This is a genomic window from Pseudoalteromonas tetraodonis, assembly GCF_002310835.1.
Lineage (GTDB): Bacteria > Pseudomonadota > Gammaproteobacteria > Enterobacterales > Alteromonadaceae > Pseudoalteromonas > Pseudoalteromonas tetraodonis.
This window is the reverse complement of the sequence record NZ_CP011041.1, coordinates 2066143-2087341: the sequence shown is the minus strand read 5'-3', so window position 1 is coordinate 2087341 and position 21199 is coordinate 2066143. Positions and strand designations below refer to the sequence as shown.

The 21199-nt window shown below is 40.1% G+C and carries 15 protein-coding genes and 1 tRNA gene; 11 read left to right on the top strand and 5 right to left on the bottom strand.

What is annotated here, in order from left to right:
• The first annotated feature begins 3 nt into the window (after positions 1-3).
• The 3 genes from pgl (at position 4) to PTET_RS09565 (ending at position 5524) form a co-directional block, all read left to right on the top strand.
• Positions 4-714 carry a 6-phosphogluconolactonase gene (gene pgl, locus PTET_RS09575; protein ID WP_013465246.1) on the top strand — a complete coding sequence of 237 codons (711 nt, stop codon included), beginning with the start codon at positions 4-6 and terminating at the stop codon, positions 712-714.
• A gap of 579 nt (positions 715-1293) precedes the next feature.
• Positions 1294-3912: a TonB-dependent receptor gene (locus PTET_RS09570; RefSeq protein ID WP_096038554.1), complete on the top strand. Its 2619-nt coding sequence runs from the start codon at positions 1294-1296 to the stop codon at positions 3910-3912.
• A 76-nt stretch (positions 3913-3988) separates the two neighbouring features.
• Positions 3989-5524 (top strand): tryptophan halogenase family protein, encoded by a 1536-nt coding sequence (locus tag PTET_RS09565; RefSeq protein ID WP_096038553.1) that lies wholly within the window; start codon positions 3989-3991, stop codon positions 5522-5524.
• Between the two features lie 3 nt (positions 5525-5527).
• Here PTET_RS09565 and PTET_RS09560 read toward each other — a convergent pair whose 3' ends face one another.
• The gene (locus PTET_RS09560) at positions 5528-6238 is read right to left on the bottom strand and encodes a DUF6445 family protein (RefSeq protein WP_096038552.1); all 711 of its coding nucleotides are present in this window, start codon (positions 6236-6238) and stop codon (positions 5528-5530) included.
• Between the two features lie 296 nt (positions 6239-6534).
• On the opposite strand from PTET_RS09560, the gene PTET_RS09555 reads away from it, so the two are divergent.
• The 5 genes from PTET_RS09555 to PTET_RS09535 all read left to right on the top strand — a co-directional run bounded on the left by PTET_RS09555 (position 6535) and on the right by PTET_RS09535 (position 13326).
• The gene (locus PTET_RS09555) at positions 6535-7239 is read left to right on the top strand and encodes a SapC family protein (RefSeq protein WP_013465241.1); all 705 of its coding nucleotides are present in this window, start codon (positions 6535-6537) and stop codon (positions 7237-7239) included.
• Between the two features lie 124 nt (positions 7240-7363).
• Positions 7364-8398 carry an isoaspartyl peptidase/L-asparaginase family protein gene (locus PTET_RS09550; RefSeq protein WP_096038551.1) on the top strand — a complete coding sequence of 345 codons (1035 nt, stop codon included), beginning with the start codon at positions 7364-7366 and terminating at the stop codon, positions 8396-8398.
• Positions 8399-8526: 128 nt separating this feature from the next.
• The gene (gene hrpA / locus PTET_RS09545; RefSeq protein WP_174818632.1) at positions 8527-12414 is read left to right on the top strand and encodes an ATP-dependent RNA helicase HrpA; all 3888 of its coding nucleotides are present in this window, start codon (positions 8527-8529) and stop codon (positions 12412-12414) included.
• 226 nt (positions 12415-12640) lie between these two features.
• Positions 12641-13021, top strand: coding sequence for a response regulator (locus tag PTET_RS09540; RefSeq protein ID WP_013465238.1), 381 nt, complete (start codon positions 12641-12643; stop codon positions 13019-13021).
• Positions 13022-13029: 8 nt separating this feature from the next.
• Complete coding sequence (locus tag PTET_RS09535) at positions 13030-13326, top strand: PilZ domain-containing protein (protein ID WP_013465237.1); 297 nt, start codon at positions 13030-13032, stop codon at positions 13324-13326.
• A 9-nt stretch (positions 13327-13335) separates the two neighbouring features.
• Here the strand turns inward: PTET_RS09535 and PTET_RS09530 are convergent, their stop codons facing one another.
• The gene (locus tag PTET_RS09530; protein ID WP_013465236.1) at positions 13336-14526 is read right to left on the bottom strand and encodes a class I SAM-dependent methyltransferase; all 1191 of its coding nucleotides are present in this window, start codon (positions 14524-14526) and stop codon (positions 13336-13338) included.
• A gap of 139 nt (positions 14527-14665) precedes the next feature.
• Between PTET_RS09530 and PTET_RS09525 the strand changes: the two genes are divergently transcribed.
• Positions 14666-15322, top strand: a complete 657-nt coding sequence (locus PTET_RS09525) for an HD domain-containing protein (RefSeq protein WP_028835036.1) — start codon at positions 14666-14668, stop codon at positions 15320-15322.
• A 4-nt stretch (positions 15323-15326) separates the two neighbouring features.
• Positions 15327-15755: a VOC family protein gene (locus PTET_RS09520; protein ID WP_244186357.1), complete on the top strand. Its 429-nt coding sequence runs from the start codon at positions 15327-15329 to the stop codon at positions 15753-15755.
• A 47-nt stretch (positions 15756-15802) separates the two neighbouring features.
• On the opposite strand, the gene PTET_RS09515 is transcribed toward PTET_RS09520, so the two are convergent.
• On the bottom strand, positions 15803-16798 hold the full coding sequence (locus PTET_RS09515) for a response regulator (RefSeq protein ID WP_096038549.1): 996 nt from the start codon (positions 16796-16798) through the stop codon (positions 15803-15805).
• Positions 16799-16815: 17 nt separating this feature from the next.
• Positions 16816-20127 carry a PAS domain S-box protein gene (locus PTET_RS09510; protein WP_096038548.1) on the bottom strand — a complete coding sequence of 1104 codons (3312 nt, stop codon included), beginning with the start codon at positions 20125-20127 and terminating at the stop codon, positions 16816-16818.
• Positions 20128-20372: 245 nt separating this feature from the next.
• On the opposite strand from PTET_RS09510, the gene PTET_RS09505 reads away from it, so the two are divergent.
• Entirely contained in the window at positions 20373-21065 is a 693-nt protein-coding gene (locus PTET_RS09505) for a M48 family metallopeptidase (RefSeq protein ID WP_096038547.1), read from the top strand.
• 25 nt (positions 21066-21090) lie between these two features.
• On the opposite strand, the gene PTET_RS09500 is transcribed toward PTET_RS09505, so the two are convergent.
• A tRNA-Tyr gene (locus PTET_RS09500) sits at positions 21091-21175 on the bottom strand.
• Positions 21176-21199: the final 24 nt, after the last annotated feature.

The following is a 21199-nucleotide window of genomic DNA, read 5'->3' as shown; positions in this document are numbered from 1 at the left end:
GTGATGGCAACAATAGTAGAAAAGTTTTTTGACGATAAAGCTGCGCTGACTGATGAATTATCTCAGTCGTTAGAGCATGCTTTACGTGATGGTATTGAGCGTGATGGCCGTGCAGTATTAATGGTTTCAGGCGGTTCATCGCCAGAACCGGCTTATAAACATTTATCGACCCTTGATTTAAATTGGGCAAACATTGATGTTGCTATGGTTGATGAGCGCTGGGTTGAGGCAAGTCATGAAAAGAGTAATGAAGCATTCATCAAGCGTACTTTGTTACAAAACCATGGTGCAGCGGCTAATTTTATTAGCATGAAAAATACGGCAGCCACTGCAGAGCAAGGGGTTGATGCCTGTGAAGCGCAGTTTCAAGCATTAAAACGTCCTTTTGATGTGACTATTTTAGGCATGGGCCCAGATGGCCACACCGCGTCATTATTCCCACATGCACAAGGCCTGAAAAACGGCCTAGATTCAAGCCAACTTGTGTGCGCTATCAACGCGATACAAAGTGACGTAACAGGCAGTATTACTGAGCGCATGAGCTTAACGTTAAATGCGATTGCACAATCTAAAGTGGTTAAATTGTTAATTAGTGGCGATGAAAAGCTGGCTGTTTATAAACAAGCTTTAGCGGGGGGCGATGTGAATGACATGCCGTTACGTGCGGTATTAAATCACCCTGAGATCAACATTGAAGTGTATTGGGCGCCCTAATTTTAATATAAATTAGATGTGCGCTAAACCTCTTTGTATTGATGGTTTAATGAAAGGTCAGTCGCTTTTGCTACTGACCTTTTTTATTGCTGATCTGTTTTACTCTTTGCTGAATTAAACAAAGCCGCGCAGAGATAAAGATGAAATGCTGAGTATTGCCTCCACAATGAGCAGTATAAAATAGGCTTTTACACCGATTGTAAATCCTGAATAAATTTTACTTATAGCTAAAAAATCAAATGGTTAAATTTATTAAACACTAACTCACAAGCATGTTTTACGGTTTGAAAATTCCTACTCACCACGTTGTTTTAAACAAAATCAATTTAAAAATGCTTCAAGTACATGCTGGAAATATGAACGAATTAAACAAATTTAATTCGGCTTTTTCACGCAACAATTAATTCCTTTAAAATCAGTATTTTAATATTGAACTAGCTATTTTTCATACAAAAAGAGCGGAAAAATGTAGCAAAATTGTAATTTTGCATGTATGGTTTGTTACTACTATGACAGCGCTGTCATGGCGGTAGGCAAAATGATAAACAAAAACCAACAAAATGATTCAAGGGGAATCCTGTGTTAGCTAAAAATTTTAAAAAAAGCTTATTAGCAGTAAATATCGGCTTAGTAATGGGAGCCGGGTTCACTGGTGCTGCATTCGCAGCCGATGAAACTAAAGTTCAAGAAGATGTTGAAGTAATCCAAGTTACGGGTATTCGCGCTTCAAATAAAGAAAACTTAAACGGCAAGCGTTTTTCAAATGCCGTTGTTGATGTTGTAACAGCTGAAGACGTTGGTAAGTTTCCTGATGGCGATGTAGGTGAATCTCTTGGTCGTATTTCTGGTGTCAGTGTATCTCGTCAATTTGGACAGGGTCAGCAAGTATCTATCCGTGGTGCATCAGCACAATTAACACGCACATTACTTGACGGTCATACTGTTGCCTCAACTAGCTGGTTCGATCAACAAGCGGTCGATCGTAGCTTTAATTATTCATTACTACCTTCTGAATTAGTAGGTGGCTTAGAAGTTTATAAATCATCTCAAGCTAACCTAGTTGAAGGTGGTATCGGCGGTACTGTAATTGTTAAAACTCGTAAACCGCTAGATTTAGATGCAAACACTGTATTTGCTAGTGTTAAAGCTGATTACGGTACAGTATCTGAAGAGACAGATCCTGAGCTTTCTGGCTTGTACAGCTGGAAAAATGATAGTGAAACATTTGGTATCTTAGCTGCGGGTTCATTATCAGAAGTAGATTATCAACGTAACGGTATTGAATCGTCAGGTGGTTGGAGTGGCGGTATGGCACCTACAACCTTCCAGCAAGCTCGTGAGCGTACTGCGTATAATGTAGCTATGCAATATCAGCCATCAGACTCGCTAGTTTTAGGTCTAACTTATACAAGTTTAGAGCTAGATGCTAACAATGCTAACTCGCAAATCATTATATTCCCAGGTGATGGTTCATGTGAACAAACGAACGCCTCAGGTAACTGTGTTTCGCGTAATATCGACGGCAATGGCACGGCTTTTTTCCAAACATGGGCGCGTAAAGCAAGCATGAAGTCTGATACTGTTGACTTAGATTGGAAATATGACTCAGAGTTATTCACCTTTAAAGGTCGTGTAGGTAAAACAAGCGCAGACAGTGATGTAACAACGGCAAACTATGGTATGTTTGCAAATAACAATAGCGACTTAAATGGGTCTATTGATATGACTGGCGACGTGACTAGATTTAATTTAGCTAACCAGTCATACGATGCTAGCATTTTACCTGATACCATCAGCCCACAAACTTGGGCGCCTGAATATAACCCTGATTCAGATGAAGAAAGTTACTTAAATTTAGACTTTGAAATTCCTGTTGAGCTTGGTGTTATTACCGCAATTAAAACGGGCTTAAGATATGCCGATCACAAAGTTGTACAAGATGGTAATGCAGCCAATGTGAATGCCGATTTAGTACCTGTACGTAATGCTAATGAATACTACCCTGGTACCGTGACTGCCGGTGGTGGTTTTGTAATACCTGAACCTGATATGGATCTAATGATTGCTGATTCATTAGCAATGACAGAAGGTTATACAGCACGTCCACAAGCATACGGCACCATAGAAGAAGAAAATTTTGCTTTATATGCGATGGCTGATTTTGACACCGGTGGTATTCGCGGTAATTTAGGTGTTCGTTACATATCAACTGATATTTCGTCAGATTACTATGATTTAAGTGATGAAGGTGTTTACGACTCGACGTTATCTACAGACAAAGCCGATTACAGTGAGTTCTTACCAAGCTTAAACGTGGTTATGGACTTAGCTGACGACTTAATCTTACGTACCTCAGCAGCACAAGTTATCTCTCGCCCTAATTACGCAGATTTATTTGCAACGCGTAATCTAGCGGGTTATACAGATAACCGTCCTTTAAATGAAGTGTTAAATACGGGTAATGTAGGTTTAAGCCCATTTAAAGCGTTCCAGGCAGACATTGGTGTTGAATGGTACTTTGATGACGATGCTATGTTAAGCGTCACTTACTTCACTAAAGAAGTAAGCTCATTTATTTCTACCCAACAACAAACAAACCAACAAATTGGTATCGACATCCCCGTTTATACGACTAACCCAGATGCCGGCGAGCCACCGTGTGGTGCTCAGCAATATGACTGTTGGACAGTAAGCTCATCAACAAATGGTACGGGTGGTTCAATCGAAGGTATTGAGTTCCAAATTCAAGATTCATTCGATAACGGCTTTGGTTATTCATTTAACTACACCTATTCAGATGCGAAAGCACCAGCAGAGAATTACCCAGACCGTGTTGGGGTATTCTCTGATTCATCTAAAAACAGCTATAACGTAGTTGGTTTTTATGAAAATGATGATTTCTCTGCCCGTTTAGCATATAACTGGCGTTCAGAGTTTATTATTCGTGAAGCACCAGGTTGGTACGGTAACCGCGCGCATCAAGACTACGGACAGCTAGATTTCAGTGCAACATACTCTGTAACTGATTACTTAGATGTTACTTTCGAAGGGATTAACCTAACAGAGGAAGACAGCGTTCAGTTGGGTAACAATGATGCATCTACCTCATTACCAAACCCTGATTTACTGAATGACTTCCCAGTGTGGAGTTTTGAAGGTGAAGCACGTTACAAACTTGGTGTAACAATGCGTTTTTAATACGCTAAATGAGTAAAAATAACCTAGGCCCAGCATTGCTGGGCTTTTTTACGAGGTTAAACTTTATTGGTGATTTATGGATATAAAAAAAGTTGCAATTGTAGGTGGTGGAACAGCCGGTTGGTTAGCTGCAAACCACATTGGCAAAGAGATGCTCAATCGTAAAGGTATATCTGTTACTTTAATAGAGTCCCCAGATATACCGCCAATTGGTGTCGGTGAAGGCACAGTCCCCGATATTAGGAATACCCTAAAAAGCTTTGGTATTCGTGAAGATGAATTTATTAGGCAATGTGATGCAACGTTCAAGCAGTCAATAAAGTTTATTAACTGGATGGATAAGAAAAAACATGGCGAAGGCAACTTTTTTCATCATTTATTTGATGTGCCAAGCTCTTATGATGCCAAGCATTTAACTTCTTATTGGTTAAATAACAAAGAGAAAAGTCAAAGTTATGCGCAGGGCTTATCTTCTCAGCATGTTATTTGTGAGGCAGGCTTAGCACCTAAAAATATCACTAATGCTCAATATGAAGGGGAGTTGGCTTACGCGTATCATTTTAATGCAGGCAAGTTTGCGCAACTACTTGCTTGTAATGCAAAAGAAAAATTTTCTGTAGAGCATATACACACCCATGTTACACAGGTAAAGCTTGGCGATGACGGCGCTATTGCTGCACTTATTACAGATAACAATGAAGAGCTTGAGTTTGACTTTTATATTGACTGCTCAGGCTTTGAATCTTTACTTATGAGTAAAGCGTTAAAGATTCCCTTTGTTGATGTATCTGAGAGTTTATTAATTAACAGCGCATTAGTGGTGCAAGTACCAACCAAAGCCGATGATGCTATTCCTCCTTATACACTTGCCACCGCTCATCAAGCTGGCTGGATTTGGGATATTGCGCTCACCAATAGGCGTGGAGTCGGTTTTGTTTATTCAGATAACCATATGACGGATGAACAGGCACATGAAAAACTTGACCGTTATTTAGGTGACAGTAAGCAAGATCTTACCTACAGAAAAATACCAATGCGGGTCGGTTACCGGAAAAAGTTTTGGCATAAAAATTGTGTTGCCCTTGGCTTAGCGCAAGGCTTTTTAGAACCATTAGAGGCAACGTCAATATTATTAACTGACTTTTCAGCTAAATTTTTAACGTTGCGCTTCCCATCATCAACAACGCAGCTAGAGCAATTAGAAGAGCGTTTTAATCATGCTATGGGGTATGCATGGGAGCGGGTGATTGATTTTATTAAACTTCACTACTGTATATCAGACCGCACTGATTCAGCTTTTTGGATAGCAAATAAAAACCAAGACACTATTTCCACGTCATTAAAAGAAAAACTTAATTTGTGGAAAGAGTTTACCCCAGTCAGAGATGATTTTTTTAGTCAGTTTGAAGTGTTTTATCTAGAGAACTTCTTATTTGTACTTTATGGAATGAATTACAATACTAAGGCGTCTAACAGCCCCGATAAAGAACAGGCACACTGTTTAGCGCGTTTAAAACAAAGAGCTGAGATTGATCACTATTTAATAAATAAGCTTCCTGATCACAGAGCGCTTTTAAATAAAATTAAACAGTATGGGCTTCAGTCAATCTAAGCCCTATCTTACACTTGCAAAAGAGGCTATCGACAGACGGCCTTTTTTAGCATCGGCTAAGCAGCTTTGCTCAGAGTAAATATTTGCACTGTGTAATAAGTTACCTTGGTAAATAACAAGGCGATTAAATTTAGCATCTATTTTAAATACCTGCTCAAACAAGCTAGTGGTACCCGCTAAATAGCCTTGATGTTCATCAGGGTTATTTTTAACATCGTTAACTATATCTGCCAATAGTGGTTTGTGTTGCTCTTTAAATTCAATAATGTTTTGCGGTATGTATTTATAAATACTGGTGCCACCGAGTTCCTCACCAGATAAATAATGCACAAACGCATAGTCTCTTTCATCACATGAATCGATATGGGGCACTTTTTGATCGACAATTAAATTAGCCGGTTTACATGAAACTAATGAAAGTAAACTTTTATGAAGAATAGACTCTTGATAATTTTTATTGTCTATTTTAGGCAGTATTTCATTTTGAAAAAATGCGTGCAGCAACCTCAAGTACGGTTGTGGCATATTGTCGCGAATGCCAGGATAGAAAGAATTGTCTGAAAACATAGGATTAAAATAGGCTATGTTATGGGCAAAATTCATTACACTATTGGTATCTAAAAGAAAATCATCTACAACGAAGGCTGATAGTTTAGTGCCTGGGATCATCAACTTTTTAATTACTAAGTTTGGGTTTACAGTTAAATTTTTCATTATTTAATGTCTATTTTTGATGGGCTTATTTAAGTGAGAACTTTTTATTTAGGCACAAAATTAATATACCACCGAAGACAGCGTTGTCAAAGGGCGCTTTTTGAGCTCATTGTGTTTACGAATTTCTTCTTCAGTGGCGTTTATTGGTTATTTGTTGAAATAATCAACGATAATTTTTTGTTAATTAATATCCTACAAACTGCCACAAAATTTTCACTTCCTTTTTGTTGCCAAAACCTTTAGCCTTAGGGCACTAACAGTAAAAAATCAAATTTATAAAATAACGGAGCAGTAACATGGCGGAGCAACAAGTACAGCCTTTACACAACGAAAAACATGCCAACACTAAAATTAAAAATGGCATCAATATCGAATTTATGAAAACTCAACACTTAGTGCCAGTTGTAGCACACGAGTTTGCGCGTATCGCCAATGAGTTTCCAATGTCTTTTGTTAAAAATAACGAAACAGGTACTTTTCAAGCGGTTGCTATGTTTGGCCTAGAGCCAGGTGAAAACTTATTTGTTGATGGCGACAAATGGACAGCAGCATTTGCACCTATGGCAACGACTCGTTACCCATTAGGTTTAGTAAAGCACCCTGAGCAAGATCAATTTGGTATTGTAATTGACGAAGCGAGCTCATTAGTTGGTGAAGAAGAGGGTAATGCATTATTCGAAAACGGTGAAGAAACTGATTACCTTAAGCGTCGTAAAGAAGCGTTAGTATCGTTCATTGAGTTTTCACAAGTCACTGATGCGTTTACTAAATTCCTTGCTGATAAAGAATTACTAGTAGCACAAACGCTAACGGTTGATATTAAAGGCGAGAAAAAAGACATCAACGGTATTTACCTTATCGATGAGAAAAAACTAAATGAGCTAAGCGATGCAGACTTTCTAGAGCTTCGTAAACGCGGTTATTTAGCACCTATCTATTCTTTCTTAACGTCTACTCACCAAGTAGCACGTTTAGCACGTTTAAAAGCGCAACAAGCGTAATTTTTAAACAGAATTTAAAAAGCGCCTCAGGGCGCTTTTTTTATGCCATTAAACTCAGTTCACTTGAAAAACCCCACGTAACCATTCACATTAGTTTTAATCTTAACTAACAAAAGAACGCACAATGAAAAAATCACTATTACTAGGACTGCTTTGCGGTAGTTTAATGAGTGTGAGCTCATCTGCATTGAGTGCGAGCACGCCGTTTGCCATTGCGATTCATGGCGGGGCAGGCACAATCGAAAAAAGTAAATTTACACCTGCTCAAGAGCAAGCTTACCGCGATAAATTAGCTCAAGCTGTTGAGGCTGGGTATAAGGAACTTGAACAAGGCGGAGAAAGCCTTGATGCAGTCACAGCAGCCATTGAAGTGTTAGAGCAATCGCCTTATTTTAACGCCGGACGCGGCGCGGTATACACTTATGATGGTAGCCATGAGTTAGATGCCTCTATTATGGATGGTCGTAACCGCCAAGCTGGAGCGGTTTCGGGCATTAAGCACATAGAAAGTCCAATTAAACTTGCCCGTTTAGTGATGGAAAAATCGGTGCATGTGATGTTAAGTGGCCAAGGTGCAGAAGAGTTTGCTAAAGAGCAAGGCGTTAGCTTAGTAGAGAATAATATATTTGATACAAAGCATCGCTATGAAGCTTTATTAAAAGCAAAGGAAAAACTAGAGGCGAGCAAAAGCACCAATAAAGATTATCAAGCAGCGCACAAGGCGTTACCCGCTAATTATAAAATGGGGACTGTGGGTGCGGTGGCACTGGATAAACAAGGTAATTTAGCCGCGGGTACGTCAACTGGCGGAATGACCGCAAAACGTTTTGGCCGTATTGGTGATGCACCAGTTATTGGCGCGGGTACCTTTGCAGAAAACGCCTCGTGTGCAGTATCGGCAACCGGCCATGGCGAATATTTTATTCGTTATAATGTGGCAAGCGATATTTGCGCACGAGTAAAATATCAAGGTAAAACCATTGCCCAAGCCGGGGATGAAGTAATAAATGGGGTGCTTAAACCGATTGGCGGCACAGGCGGTGTTATTATTGTTGATACAAAAGGCAATATTAGCCTGCCGTTTAACACCACAGGCATGTACCGTGCGAGTAAATCGAATACGCAAGCGACTTATGTAGGTATTTTTAGCGACGAATAAGCGTTTTTCTTTAGTGGCTGGAGGTTTATATAATAATCCGCTGATTGTTATGTCCTTTACAGGATTAACCCCAGCCATTTAATTTGCTACAATCGGGGCTCTTTGACTAATTTTTATAAGGTATGCAGGTGGTAAACCTAGGTCAGTTGTTTGGCGAGCTAAAAACGTGCTTAAAAAAAGATCAATTCAGTTTTAAAAAGCGCCTTCATGGCGTAAAAAAAATTACCGACGAGGCAAAACTTACCAGTGCGCTTGAAAAAATTACGGCTGATATCAGTCGCAGTCAATCGCTTCGCGAGCAGCGTTTAGCTGGGCTACCTAACGTTACTTATCCTGAGCAATTACCGGTCAGTCAAAAAAAAGACACCATTAAAGAGGCCATTGCTAATAATCAAGTGGTGATTATTGCTGGTGAAACCGGCTCAGGTAAAACCACACAAATTCCTAAAATGTGTTTAGAGTTAGGCCGTGGGGTTGATGGGTATATAGGCCATACTCAACCTAGACGTTTAGCTGCACGTAGCGTTGCCAATCGTATAGCAGAAGAAATGCAATGCGAGCTTGGTCAGCAAGTGGGTTTTAAAATTCGCTTTAGCGATCAGGTTTCTAATAACAGTTATATAAAATTGATGACCGACGGTATTTTATTAGCTGAAATACAACAAGACCGTTTTTTGAATCAATACGACACCATTATTATTGATGAGGCGCATGAGCGCAGTTTAAACATTGATTTTATTTTAGGTTACCTTAAAAATTTACTTCCTAAACGTCCTGACTTAAAAGTTATTATTACCTCAGCGACCATTGATCCAGAACGTTTTTCTAAGCACTTTGATGATGCGCCAATTATTGAAGTATCAGGCCGGACATTCCCTGTGGATGTACGCTATAACCCCATCAGTGATATCCAAAAAGAAGACATGGAAGCCGAAGGCGACCAGTTACAGGGGATTTTTGATGCGGTCGATGAACTTTGCGCTGAAGGCCCCGGTGATATTCTGATCTTTTTAAACGGTGAGCGAGAAATACGCGACACCGCCGATGCGCTAAGTAAGCGTAATTTAAAACACACCGATATATTACCTTTGTATTCAAGGCTATCGAACGCTGAGCAAAATCGTATTTTTGCGCCGCATTCGCGCCGCCACATTATTCTCTCAACCAACGTCGCTGAAACATCGCTAACGGTGCCAGGTATTCGTTATGTTATTGACCCGGGTACGGCGCGTATTAGTCGTTACAGTTACCGTACAAAGGTTCAACGTTTACCCATAGAGCCTATTTCGCAAGCTAGTGCTAATCAGCGAATGGGGCGTTGTGGACGTGTTGAAGCGGGTATTTGTATTCGCTTGTATTCAGAGGACGATTTTTTATCACGTCCTGAATTTACCGATCCTGAAATATTGCGTACTAACTTAGCGTCAGTTATTTTACAAATGCTGGCATTAGGGTTGGGTGATATGGCGCAATTTCCTTTTGTGCAAGCCCCAGATAGCCGCAACATTAACGATGGTTTAACACTGCTTGAAGAGTTACAAGCGGTAAAAGAAGCTAAACGTCATCAAAAAACCAGTTTAACGCAATCTGGTCGAGAGCTGAGTCGTTTGCCAGTGGATCCGCGTTTAGCAAAAATGGTGCTGACTGCGCATAAGCTGGGTGCATTGCGTGAGGTGATTATTATTGTTGCTGCGCTCTCAATTCAAGACCCACGAGAACGACCACAAGAAAAACGCCAGGCAGCGAATGAAAAACACGGTCGCTTTGACGATCCAGACTCTGACTTTATCGCCTTTTTAAACTTGTGGAATTACCTCGAAGAGCAGCAAAGTGAGCTGACCAATAGCCAGTTTAGAAAGCTATGTCAAAAAGATTTTTTAGCGTATATGCGCATTCGTGAATGGCAAGACATCGTTTATCAAATCAGCACTGTGTGCAATGAAATGAAAATGAAAGCCACCACTAATGTTGCAGACAGCGAGCTTATTCACAAAGCACTGTTAAGTGGCATGCTCAGTCATATCGGTTTTAAAGACGAAAAGCAGCTGTATAAAGGCGCACGTAATAGCCAATTTCATATTTTTCCAGGATCTGGCTTGTTTAAAAAGAGCCCCAAGTGGATGATGTCGGCTGAATTGGTAGAAACCAGTAAACTCTATGCCCGTATTAATGCCAAAATAGATGTGAACTGGGTAGAACCGTTTGCTCAACATTTGGTAAAACGAAGCTATACAGAGCCACACTGGGAGAAAAAGCCCGGTGCAGTCATTGCCTTTGAGCAACAAACACTTTACGGCCTGCTTATCGTTAATAAACGCCGGTGTGTGTATAGCAAGATTGATCCTAAAGTAAGCCGCGAATTATTTATCCGCTCGGCGCTGGTTGAACAAGAGCTTGGATTAAATGAAGCATTTTTAGCGTATAACCGCGAATTAATTGAAGATATTCAAGTGCTCGAAAACAAGTCTCGTAGACGCGATATTTTAGTTGATGAGCAAACCTTGTTTGAGTTTTACGAGAAGAAAATACCCAGCGATATTAACAATCGTGCTGCGTTTATTAAGTGGTATAAAACACAAAAACAACAAGACAAACACTACCTGCACATGACGCGCGAAGAGCTCATGCAACATGGCGCCAGCAGCATTACCGAATTTGACTACCCAGATACATGGCAGCAAGATAATTTGATGCTGCCGCTTACCTATCACTTTGATCCAGGCCAAGCGGTTGATGGCGTTGCCGTACAAATACCCGTTGCACTGTTAAACCAAGTGCAAGAAAGTGGCTTTGATTGGCATATACCGGCATTTCGTCATGAGTTAATTTGTGGGTTAATTAAGTCATTACCAAAGTCATTGCGTCGTAACTTTGTTCCTGCGCCCAATTATGCCGATGCGGTGTTAGCGGCTATAGAGCCATTACAAGGCTCGTTAATCGACTCGCTAAGCAATCGATTACTACGTATGACCGGCGTCCGTGTAGACCCTGAGGCGTGGGATTTAACTGCGCTTGCTCCGCATTTAAGGCTACAATTTGAAGTGCGCGATGAACACGACAAGCTACTGGCACGTGGACTCGATTTAGCTAAACTTAAAGCGCAGCTACAAGGCAAGGTCACCGACACCTTATCTAAAGTCGCCGACAAAGGCATAGAAAAAACCGATTTAACACAGTGGGATTTTGGAGAGTTACCAACATCCTATGTGAAAAAGCAAGGTCAGTACGAAATTAAAGCGTACCCTGCGCTGGTGGATAAAAAATCAACGGCGGCAGTGGAGTTATTCGATAACGAAATTAAAGCGCAATTAGCGCACCAGCAGGGGTTGCGTCGTTTAGTGTTATTAAACGTACCATCACCCATTAAATACCTGCAGCAAAATTTACCAAACAAGGCTAAGCTAGGGTTGTACTTTAATCCTTTTGGTAAAATTGCAGATTTAATTGATGACTGTATCGCATCGGGTGTTGATAGCCTATTAGTTAAATATGGTGATATTCGTACAAGTGATGCATTTGAAGCGGTTAAAGAGCATATTCGCGGCGAATTAGGCGACACCGTAGTAGCAATTGCAACCCAAGTAGAGCAAGTACTGAGTATTGCTCATGCGCTGCATAAAAAAATGAAAGGGCGAGTAGATTTAACCATGATCACTGCCCATGGCGATATTAAATCTCAGTTAGAATCGCTTATTTTTAAAGGTTTTGTGAGCCAGCATGGGGCGGATAAGCTCGGCGATTTAATTCGTTACTTAAAAGCGATTCAAAAACGACTAGAAAAGCTACCCGTCGACCCAAATCGTGATAGATTATGTGTGCTAGAGCTTGAAAAAGTGGCGCAAGAATATAAAAAACTGACGAATAAAACCCCTAAAGGAATGCCATTGCCTGACGATGTTGAGGCTATTTTTTGGATGCAGCAAGAATTACGCGTATCCTTATTTGCGCAAACCTTAGGTACACCTTATCCAATTTCAGCAAAACGTGTTTTAAATGCGATAAAAGAAATTGAATAATCCCTTTATTCGCTATTAAGCTAGGGTCTGTTGACCTTTGTGGATTAAAATTTGTTCAAACTAAGGGCGGTTTAATCGCGGCGCAAGGTTTGTAACCTAGTGGGCTAAGTAAAAACCACACCACATAGGCTCTGCCTTGCCTAAATACCAAACAGGCTACTGCAAATTCAACCTTGAACGGTCAACAGACCCTAAGGGACTAACTTGAGAAGGAAATGACATTGCTATGTCCTCATTACTAAAACACCAAGCGCGACAATTGTTAGTGGTTGATGATGAGTATTTCAATTTTGAAATACTCAAAGCAGGGTTAGCATCAACATTTGATTTAAGCTATGCTGATTCTGGTAAAAGTTGTTTAGCATCTGCCATTGCTAATCCGCCTGATATTATTTTGCTTGATGTATGTATGCCGGGGCTTGATGGTTATGATACCTGTCGCATACTTAAACATACGCCAGAGACAAAACACATTCCGGTGGTGATGATATCAGGACTTGAGTCAGAGCTTGAGCAACAAGCAGGCTTTGACTCAGGGTGTGATGCTTACGTTGTAAAACCTTTTTCTATCGCCGTACTACGAGAAAAAATTAATAATATTGTGTAGAGGGAATTATGTTTACTGAAGATAAGCGAAACTACAGACGTATGCAGGTTAACACACCCGCTAAGTTAACCTCGATTGAGCCCGTCGCAGGACTAAGTTACACAGGCACCTGCCTTGACTTAAGTGCAACAGGGCTCTCCTTGCAGCTCGATGATTTATTAGAGCTTAACTCAATTTTATCGGTTGATATTGCATCAACCCATCCAAGCATTGCACCGTTAAAAGCCACTGCAAAGGTGATACGTGCCAGCACAGAAGAGGATGGCACGATAACCGCAGGGCTAGAAATTATTGAGTTTAACTAAAATTAGTGTTTAGTAAACCTTACAAATAAGGCCTTTAAGATAAAAGCCTTCAGGGTAGCTGCCCGCAATAGGGTGGTCAGCTGCTTGATTTAAGCGCTCCATGATCAGCAAATCTTTACCTGCATCAAGTGCTGCATCTGCAACCACTTTTTGAAACAAATTTTGTTCCATTAAACCAGAGCATGAGAAAGTAAGCAGTGTGCCGCCTGGTTTTAATATTTGCATCGCAATCATATTAATATCTTTGTAACCCCGACATGCCCCAGTTAACTGCGCTTTATTATCAGCAAATTTAGGCGGATCCATCACAATCGTATCAAACATCACGCCGTCTTCACGGTATTGGCGCAATAACTTAAATACATCTTGTTTTACAAAGTCGACTTTATTTAAATCAAGGTTGTTATGTTCAACATTGCGCTTTGCTGTATCAAGAGCTGGTTGTGAAACATCGACATTGGTTACATGCTTACAGCCACCACGCAGGGCATAAAGAGAAAACGTTCCCGTATAACTAAAGCAATTTAATACGGTTTTATCTTTTGAAAAACGCTCCAGTGCAGCACGGCTATCACGTTGATCTAAATAAAAGCCGGTTTTATGGCCTTCAAGAATATCAACTTCAATTTTTAAACCATTTTCTTCAATGATAACTGGCGCTGTGGGTTCATTACCCCAAAGCACTCCTTTAATTGGCTCCAAGCCTTCTTTAGTGCGCACATCTACATCTGAGCGCTCATAAATATTTGAGCCTGGGAAAATAGCCATTAATGCGCCAACAATTTCACCTTTGTGGCGCTCAGCACCGGCACTGAGTAACTGACAAACCAAGGTGTTATCAAATTTATCTATGGTAACACCCGGTAAATAATCGGATTCAGCGGCGCAAAGCCTAAAACCGGTCAGTCCACCTTCTTCAATCGCATGGCTGCGAGCTTCTAAAGCACGACGTAGGCGACGCTCGAAAAAATGTTGATCTATGACTTCTTTTTCATCAAAGCTCCAAACACGCGCGCGAATTTGTGAATGCGGGCTGTAAGCCGCGGTGGCTAAAAACTTACCTTCACTGTCGTGTATGGTTACCGTGTCACCTAACCCAGGTTTACCTTTAATTTTTTTGATGGCTTTAGAAAATAACCAAGGGTGTTTTCTTTTTAATGATTTATCGCGACCAGCTTGCAGGTAAACGGCAGATGACATAGGGCTTCTCTGTAGTAATAAATAAGCGCTGTATTTTAGTCAAGCCACGCGCAACATACAATGAATGTTTTGCAAGGGCCTTATAAATCGCGTTAAAGTAGGGGATATTACCTCGTTTAAATAGATTTTTGGAAGCTCGGTGAACAATTTAGCCCTTAGCCCTTCATTAAAGCAACTTGATCAGCAATGCAGAGAATTTATAACAGCACTTATCCATGCTGATGTAGCCCATGATATTACCCATATTGAACGGGTAGTACGTGTTGCAGTTAAATTATGCACTGCTGAAAAAGCCAATATGAATGTTGTTTTACCTGCTGCGTGGTTACATGATTGTGTGGCCGTAGCAAAAAACCATCCCGATAGGGCAAAAGCTTCAACGATGGCTGCCGATAAAGCGATTAGTTTTTTAGCGTCTATTGGCTATGATGAAGCGCTATTTGATGATATTCACCACGCCATAGCCGCGCATAGTTTTAGCGCCAATATTGCTATTAAAACCGTTGAAGCACAGATTGTACAAGATGCTGACAGAATGGATGCCTTAGGGGCTATTGGTGTTAGTCGTTGTATGAAAGTGGGGGGCTCAATAAGCCGACTTTTGTACAATCCTAATGATCCATTTTGTTTAGAGCGTGAACCTGATGATAAACAGTACACCTTAGATCATTTTTTTATAAAGTTGCTGCATATTGCAAAAAGTATGAATACACCTTCAGCTAAAGCTGAAGCACTTAGAAGAACAGATTATATGTATGACTTTTTAGAGCAGTTAAAATCTGAAATTGGAGGGTAAGACAGTGAGGCCAAAATTGAGCGGTATTGATCATTGTCATTTAAATGTTCAAAGCCTCACCCAAGCCGTTGATTGGTATGAAAAGGTGCTTGGTTTTACCGTAGTAGAGGAATTAGCATTTTGGAATGAAAAAGGCAAAGGCCCTTTAACGCTTGAAGATGAAAACGCATCCACACGTTTAGCTTTATTTGAGGCACCAGGGACAAGTAAAGGAATCGCTTTTGCTGCAGCCGGTGAGCAATTTATTGCGTGGTTAGCACATTTTGAGCAGCTTGAAATTAAAACGATACTGGCTGATCATGGCGTGACTTTTTCTATGTATTTTAAAGATAACAGTGGCAATAGCCATGAGATCACTTCCCATGACTACCGCATTATAAAACAGCATTTTCCAGCTGTAGCGTTAGGCTCTCACAATGCCAAAAGGGGCTAGGTCCTGTTGAACTTTGCGCAGTAATATTTGTTCAAAAAAGAGACGATTCAATCGCGTTCTTGATGAGCCTTTTTTATCGCTAAAATAGCGTCTATTTTGCTAATAAAAAGATCAACCAGCTGAGGGTCAAAGTGTTTTCCTGCTTGTTGTTGCATATGCTCTAGTGTTTGCTCAATGCTCCAAGGCTCTTTATAAGGACGTTTTGATGTAAGTGCATCAAATACATCAGCAATCGCTACAATCCGCCCCTCAATGGAGATTTCCTCGCCTTTTAACCCATTAGGATAACCTGTGCCATCCCATTTTTCATGATGTTCAATAGCCAACACATGGGCAAGTTGCAGTAAGGGGGAAGGTGAGTTAGCCAATATTTTAGCCCCTATAGCGGCATGCTCTTTCATGTGTGCAAATTCGTCGGGGGTTAATTTGCCAGGTTTTAACAGTATCGAATCAGGAATACCTATTTTTCCGACATCGTGCATTGGCGCAGCTTGGCGTAATAATTCTGCGTGTTGTTCGTTCATTCCCAACGCTAAAGCAAGTACTTTGCTGTATTGGCTCATTCGTGCAATATGCTCACCCGTATCGGTATCTTTATACTCTGCCGCGCGACCTAATCGCTCAACTAAATCTACATGTGCTTGTTTTAGTTGCTCGGCTTGTACTAAAGAAAGATGAGTTTTTACCCTTGCCTTTACAATCGCAGGGCTAATAGGTTTGGTTATATAGTCAACCGCACCTAGCGAAAACCCTTCCGATTCATCTTGTTCTTGCGTGAGGGCGGTGACAAAAATGACCGGAATGTGTGCGGTTTTAGGATTAGCTTTTAAAATTTTGCACACTTCAAAGCCATTCATATCTGGCATCATTACATCAAGTAAAATGAGTTTTGGCGGATCGTTTTCTATTAATTGCAGTGCCACAGCCCCCGATTTAGCAAACGATAAACGGTAGTTACTCGCTAAGACCTCGCGCATTACTTTTAAATTTGCAGGTTCATCATCGACGATTAATATTCGCGCCTGACTTATCGATTGATCCATCGGTATCCTCAGAAGAGCTAGTTATTGAGTGTTGTTAATAATGCGTTGAGCTGTGTTTGTGCATTATCAAATTCAAAGTCATTAAACTGCTCATAAATATTTAAAATAGCAACTTTGTGTTGTTCGGGTGTTATTCTTACAATATAACTTAATAACGTATCATCCAACTCTGCTCGTTTAGCTTGGCTGAGTAAAAGCGTTAATTGGTGAATAAATTCAGCATCTGACACGGTTTCTTTTTGTAATTCATTCTCTTTAAAAGCAATGTGTAAGTGTGATAATTCATCTGCTAGCTGCTGCCACTCTTGCTGACATTTTAATATGCACTGAGTATAACTGGCTATATCACGTTGTTTTTCAGCTTGCGTAATTAAGTAAGATAAATTATTGAGCGCTAAATTACCGGCAAGACCTTTTAAATTATGCAAAATATGAGCATGATGTTTATCGTTTAGCTTAATGGCCGCCAAGGTTTGCATACTATTTTGATGCTGAGCTAAAAAGAGTACAGCCTCTTTGAGATGTTTCTCTTTGCTGCCCCACATTTTTTCGCCTTTACTAAAATCTATACGAAGTTTTGAATCTATTGGATCGTTAGTTACTAACTGGCTGATAGCAAGCCCAAGCACCCGTGCTATTTCTTGGTTGAGTTGGTTTATGTCAATGGGTTTGGTTGTAAAACCATTCATACCCGCTTGTTTGGCTGTTAGTTTATCTTGCTGTAGCACACTGGCCGTTAAGGCAATTATTGGCGTGTGCTTTAGTTGTTTTTGCTGCTCTAAAGAGCGAATTGATGCTGTGGCACTGATCCCATCACATTTAGGCATATGAATATCCATTAGGATAATATCAAAGCGATGCTGATTAAACATGTCAATGGCCTCAAAACCATTATTTGCTTTACTTACCTGATGGCCTGCTTGGGAAAGCATAATAGTGAGTAGTTCGATATTTTGTTCAATATCATCCACCACTAAGATTTTTAATGGGGGTAAGTTAAATGCGTTTTTACTAATGGCTTGCACTTGACTTTTTTCGCCTGGCTCAAGCCCAACAGTAAAGGAAAAACAGCTACCTTGACCAAGGGTACTTTGTGCATATATTTTGCCGCCCATTAATTCAACCAGCTGCTTACTAATTGTTGTGCCAAGCCCTGTGCCACCAAATCGGCGTGTTGTGGTGCCATCTGCTTGCTCAAAGGGTTTAAAAATAGCCTCAAGGCGACCTTTTTCGATACCTATACCACTATCTTGTACTTCAAATAAAATGGGTTGATTGGGTTTATGAGTAACCGAAACAGTAACATGGCCTTGCTCAGTAAACTTTATCGCATTGCCGATTAAATTGGTTAGCACTTGGCGTAAACGCGTATCATCACCAAAATAAAATGGATTTACATTGTCAGCTATTTTTAAAATGAGCTGTAAGTCTTTGCGTTTTGCATCAAGCCAAAATGTCGACACAATATTATCGAGCAATTCTTGCAAGTTAAAATGTACTTTTTGAATTTCGAGTTTACCTTTCTCTAGCTTTGCTGAGTCAAGGATATCGTTGAGTAAATGCAATAAAGAACGCGCAGCGTTATTAACGGTAATAATTTGTTTTTGTTGTTCTTTATTAAGCGGACTATCCATTAAAATATCACTAAAGCCAATAATTGCATTCATGGGGGTACGTATCTCATGGCTCATATTTGCCATAAAAGACTGTTTAGCTTGCGCGGCTGCTTCAGCCTCGTATTTAGCTTGCTTTAAGCTTTGCTCATATTCATGGCGCTTGGTTATATCAACTAAAACGCCATCAACCCAGCGTGTATCATCTTTAGAGTTAGTGATAATACTTGCTTGATCGAGTACCCAAATAATATTGCCGTTGCGATGGCGAATGCGGTACTCAATTGAGTATTGACTGGTCGATGCAACTGCTTGATCAATCGCTAAAGAAATCGCCGCTTCATCTTCTTTAACAATAAGCTCGGCAAAGGTAATACGCTGCTCAGTAAATTCTTCAGCGCGATAACCCGTTAGTTCATAGACGCTAGGGCTGATAAACAACATACTCCAGTGTTCATCTAACAAGCAGCGAAATACCACACCGGGCATATTGTTCATTAAGGTACGGTATTGTCGCTCTTTTTCAATTAAGCTTTGTTGTAACGCTCTTTGCTCAGTTAAATCGGTAATAAAGCCTACAAACAATGTTTCAGTTTGTAATTGCTTTACTTCACCAATCCCTAAGCGAATTGGAAATTGATGACCATTTTTATGTTTTGCCCACACATCGCGATTAACACCAATAACACGTTTTACCTCATGGTTTGTTGTATTTTTTAAAAAAGCATCGTGTTGATTAGCAATATCATCAGCCATTAATATTTTTACATTCTGGCCAATGACCTCATTATCTTGCCAGCCAAAAATTGTTTCTGCGGCTTTATTAAAGCTCAAAATAGTGCCTTTAATATTGATAGTAACGATGCCGTCAATGGCAGTTGATAAAATAGCATCAAGGCGAGACTCTTCAGCTGATTTTTTCCCTAACAGCATTCTGTAACGGATCATGCCATTGATGATCACAACCACCGCTGTTAATAAAAGCGTGGCGAACGACACACTAATAGCAATAAAGGTTAGATGTGATTGGTTTGTTTGCTCGTTAATTATCGGGCTTGTTGCAATAAATCGCGTAGCAGCCATGCCCATATAATGCATACCAGCCACGGCAAGGCCAAGAATAAGGGCGCAAATAATACGATTATGCACAGGCGTTAATTTTTTAAAGTGTGCTGGTAAATGAAAACGTGCATAGAGACTTATAAAAGACAGCAGCACTGCAACAACAATTGAAGCGCTAAACCATATTGGATCATAACGAAGTAAAGGACTTAATTGCATCGCGGCCATACCGCTGTAATGCATGGTGCCAACACCCGCGCCAAATAAAAGAGAGCTTAGAATTAAATTGATAATACGAGGGTTAGAGCTATATGTTTTCAAACAAGAAAAAGCAATGGTACATGCCAGTAACGCCGGTATAAACGACACAAAAGTGAGTGTGGGGTCGTATTCAATTGTAGTGCACAAAGAAAATGCGAGCATAGCAATAAAGTGCATGCTCCAGACCCCTCCGGCAAGGACTAAGGCTGCGGTTATATTGGCTAACTTTCGATAAGATTTAAAATGTGTATTATTTGCTAAATCGATAACGTGCAAAGAAAAATAAGCTGCAAAAATTGCGGTGAGTATAGATAGTGTCACTAAACTTGGGTCGTATACACCATTAATAATTAGGCTTGGATCTGGTTCATTTATAAAAAAATTAGCTAACATCAATCATTCACATAATAACTCTTAAATTCAGTCTAATATAAAATACAATAATAATCACAAGGTATTGAGTTATAAATTACAAAAGCAACGTAAGTGTTTTAAGCTCTAAACCATACTATTTATTGAGTAGCACTAAATGCATTGTTATTAAAATGGCATTTAGTGGGGATTATTTATAGATCAGCCGTTATGGTACAAGGTAAAATAAAACCCAGTGGTTAATTATAAATAGGCAGCATTCATTGTTGGATTACACTTTAAAGCGAAGTAAGCGAAGAAAAACAGTGGCTATCAAAGTCGCAAAACGTGAGCTTACGGTATATGCGCCCCATTTTGTAACGAAAACACAAATTAATGAATGGCTGTTAAGTAAACAGGACTGGATTGATGCTCAGTTACATAAGCAACAAATTCAAGCCGATACACGACAGTTTCCACTCAAAACCCAGAGTATTAAATTATTTAATGAAGCTGTTAATGTGCAATTTGATAACGCAGCACGCACTCAATGGCAGCAGCACAATGAAAGCCAAACGCTGTTACTGAGTATTTCTTCACGTGTAAAGCATCAAACGCAAATGTATCAAAGTTTGCTAGAGCAGTTTTTGCATGAGAAATTAGAAAGTTATATTGAAATGCGAGTTAACGATTATTGTCAGCTGATGGGTGAAAAGCTACCGAGTAATATTCATATTCAATTGTATAAACGTCGCTGGGGTAGTTGTAATCGCAGGCGTGAACTAACCTTCAACTTACACTTGGCAAGTGCACCGACATGGGTCATTGACTACGTGATTGTTCATGAATTAGCACATTTAAAATATTTAAATCACAGCGCTCAATTTTGGCAACGTGTGGGATTATTTTATTCAGATTATAAACAAGCAAGTAACTGGTTAAACAATCATGGTATGAGTTTACAGTGGGTATTTGAATAAAAAGAAATAAGGTAGAGAAGAGAAGTGGTGGAGGGAGCTGGATTCGAACCAGCGAAGGCTGAGCCGTCAGATTTACAGTCTGATCCCTTTGGCCGCTCGGGAACCCCTCCACACTAATTGTTATTGCATTTGGC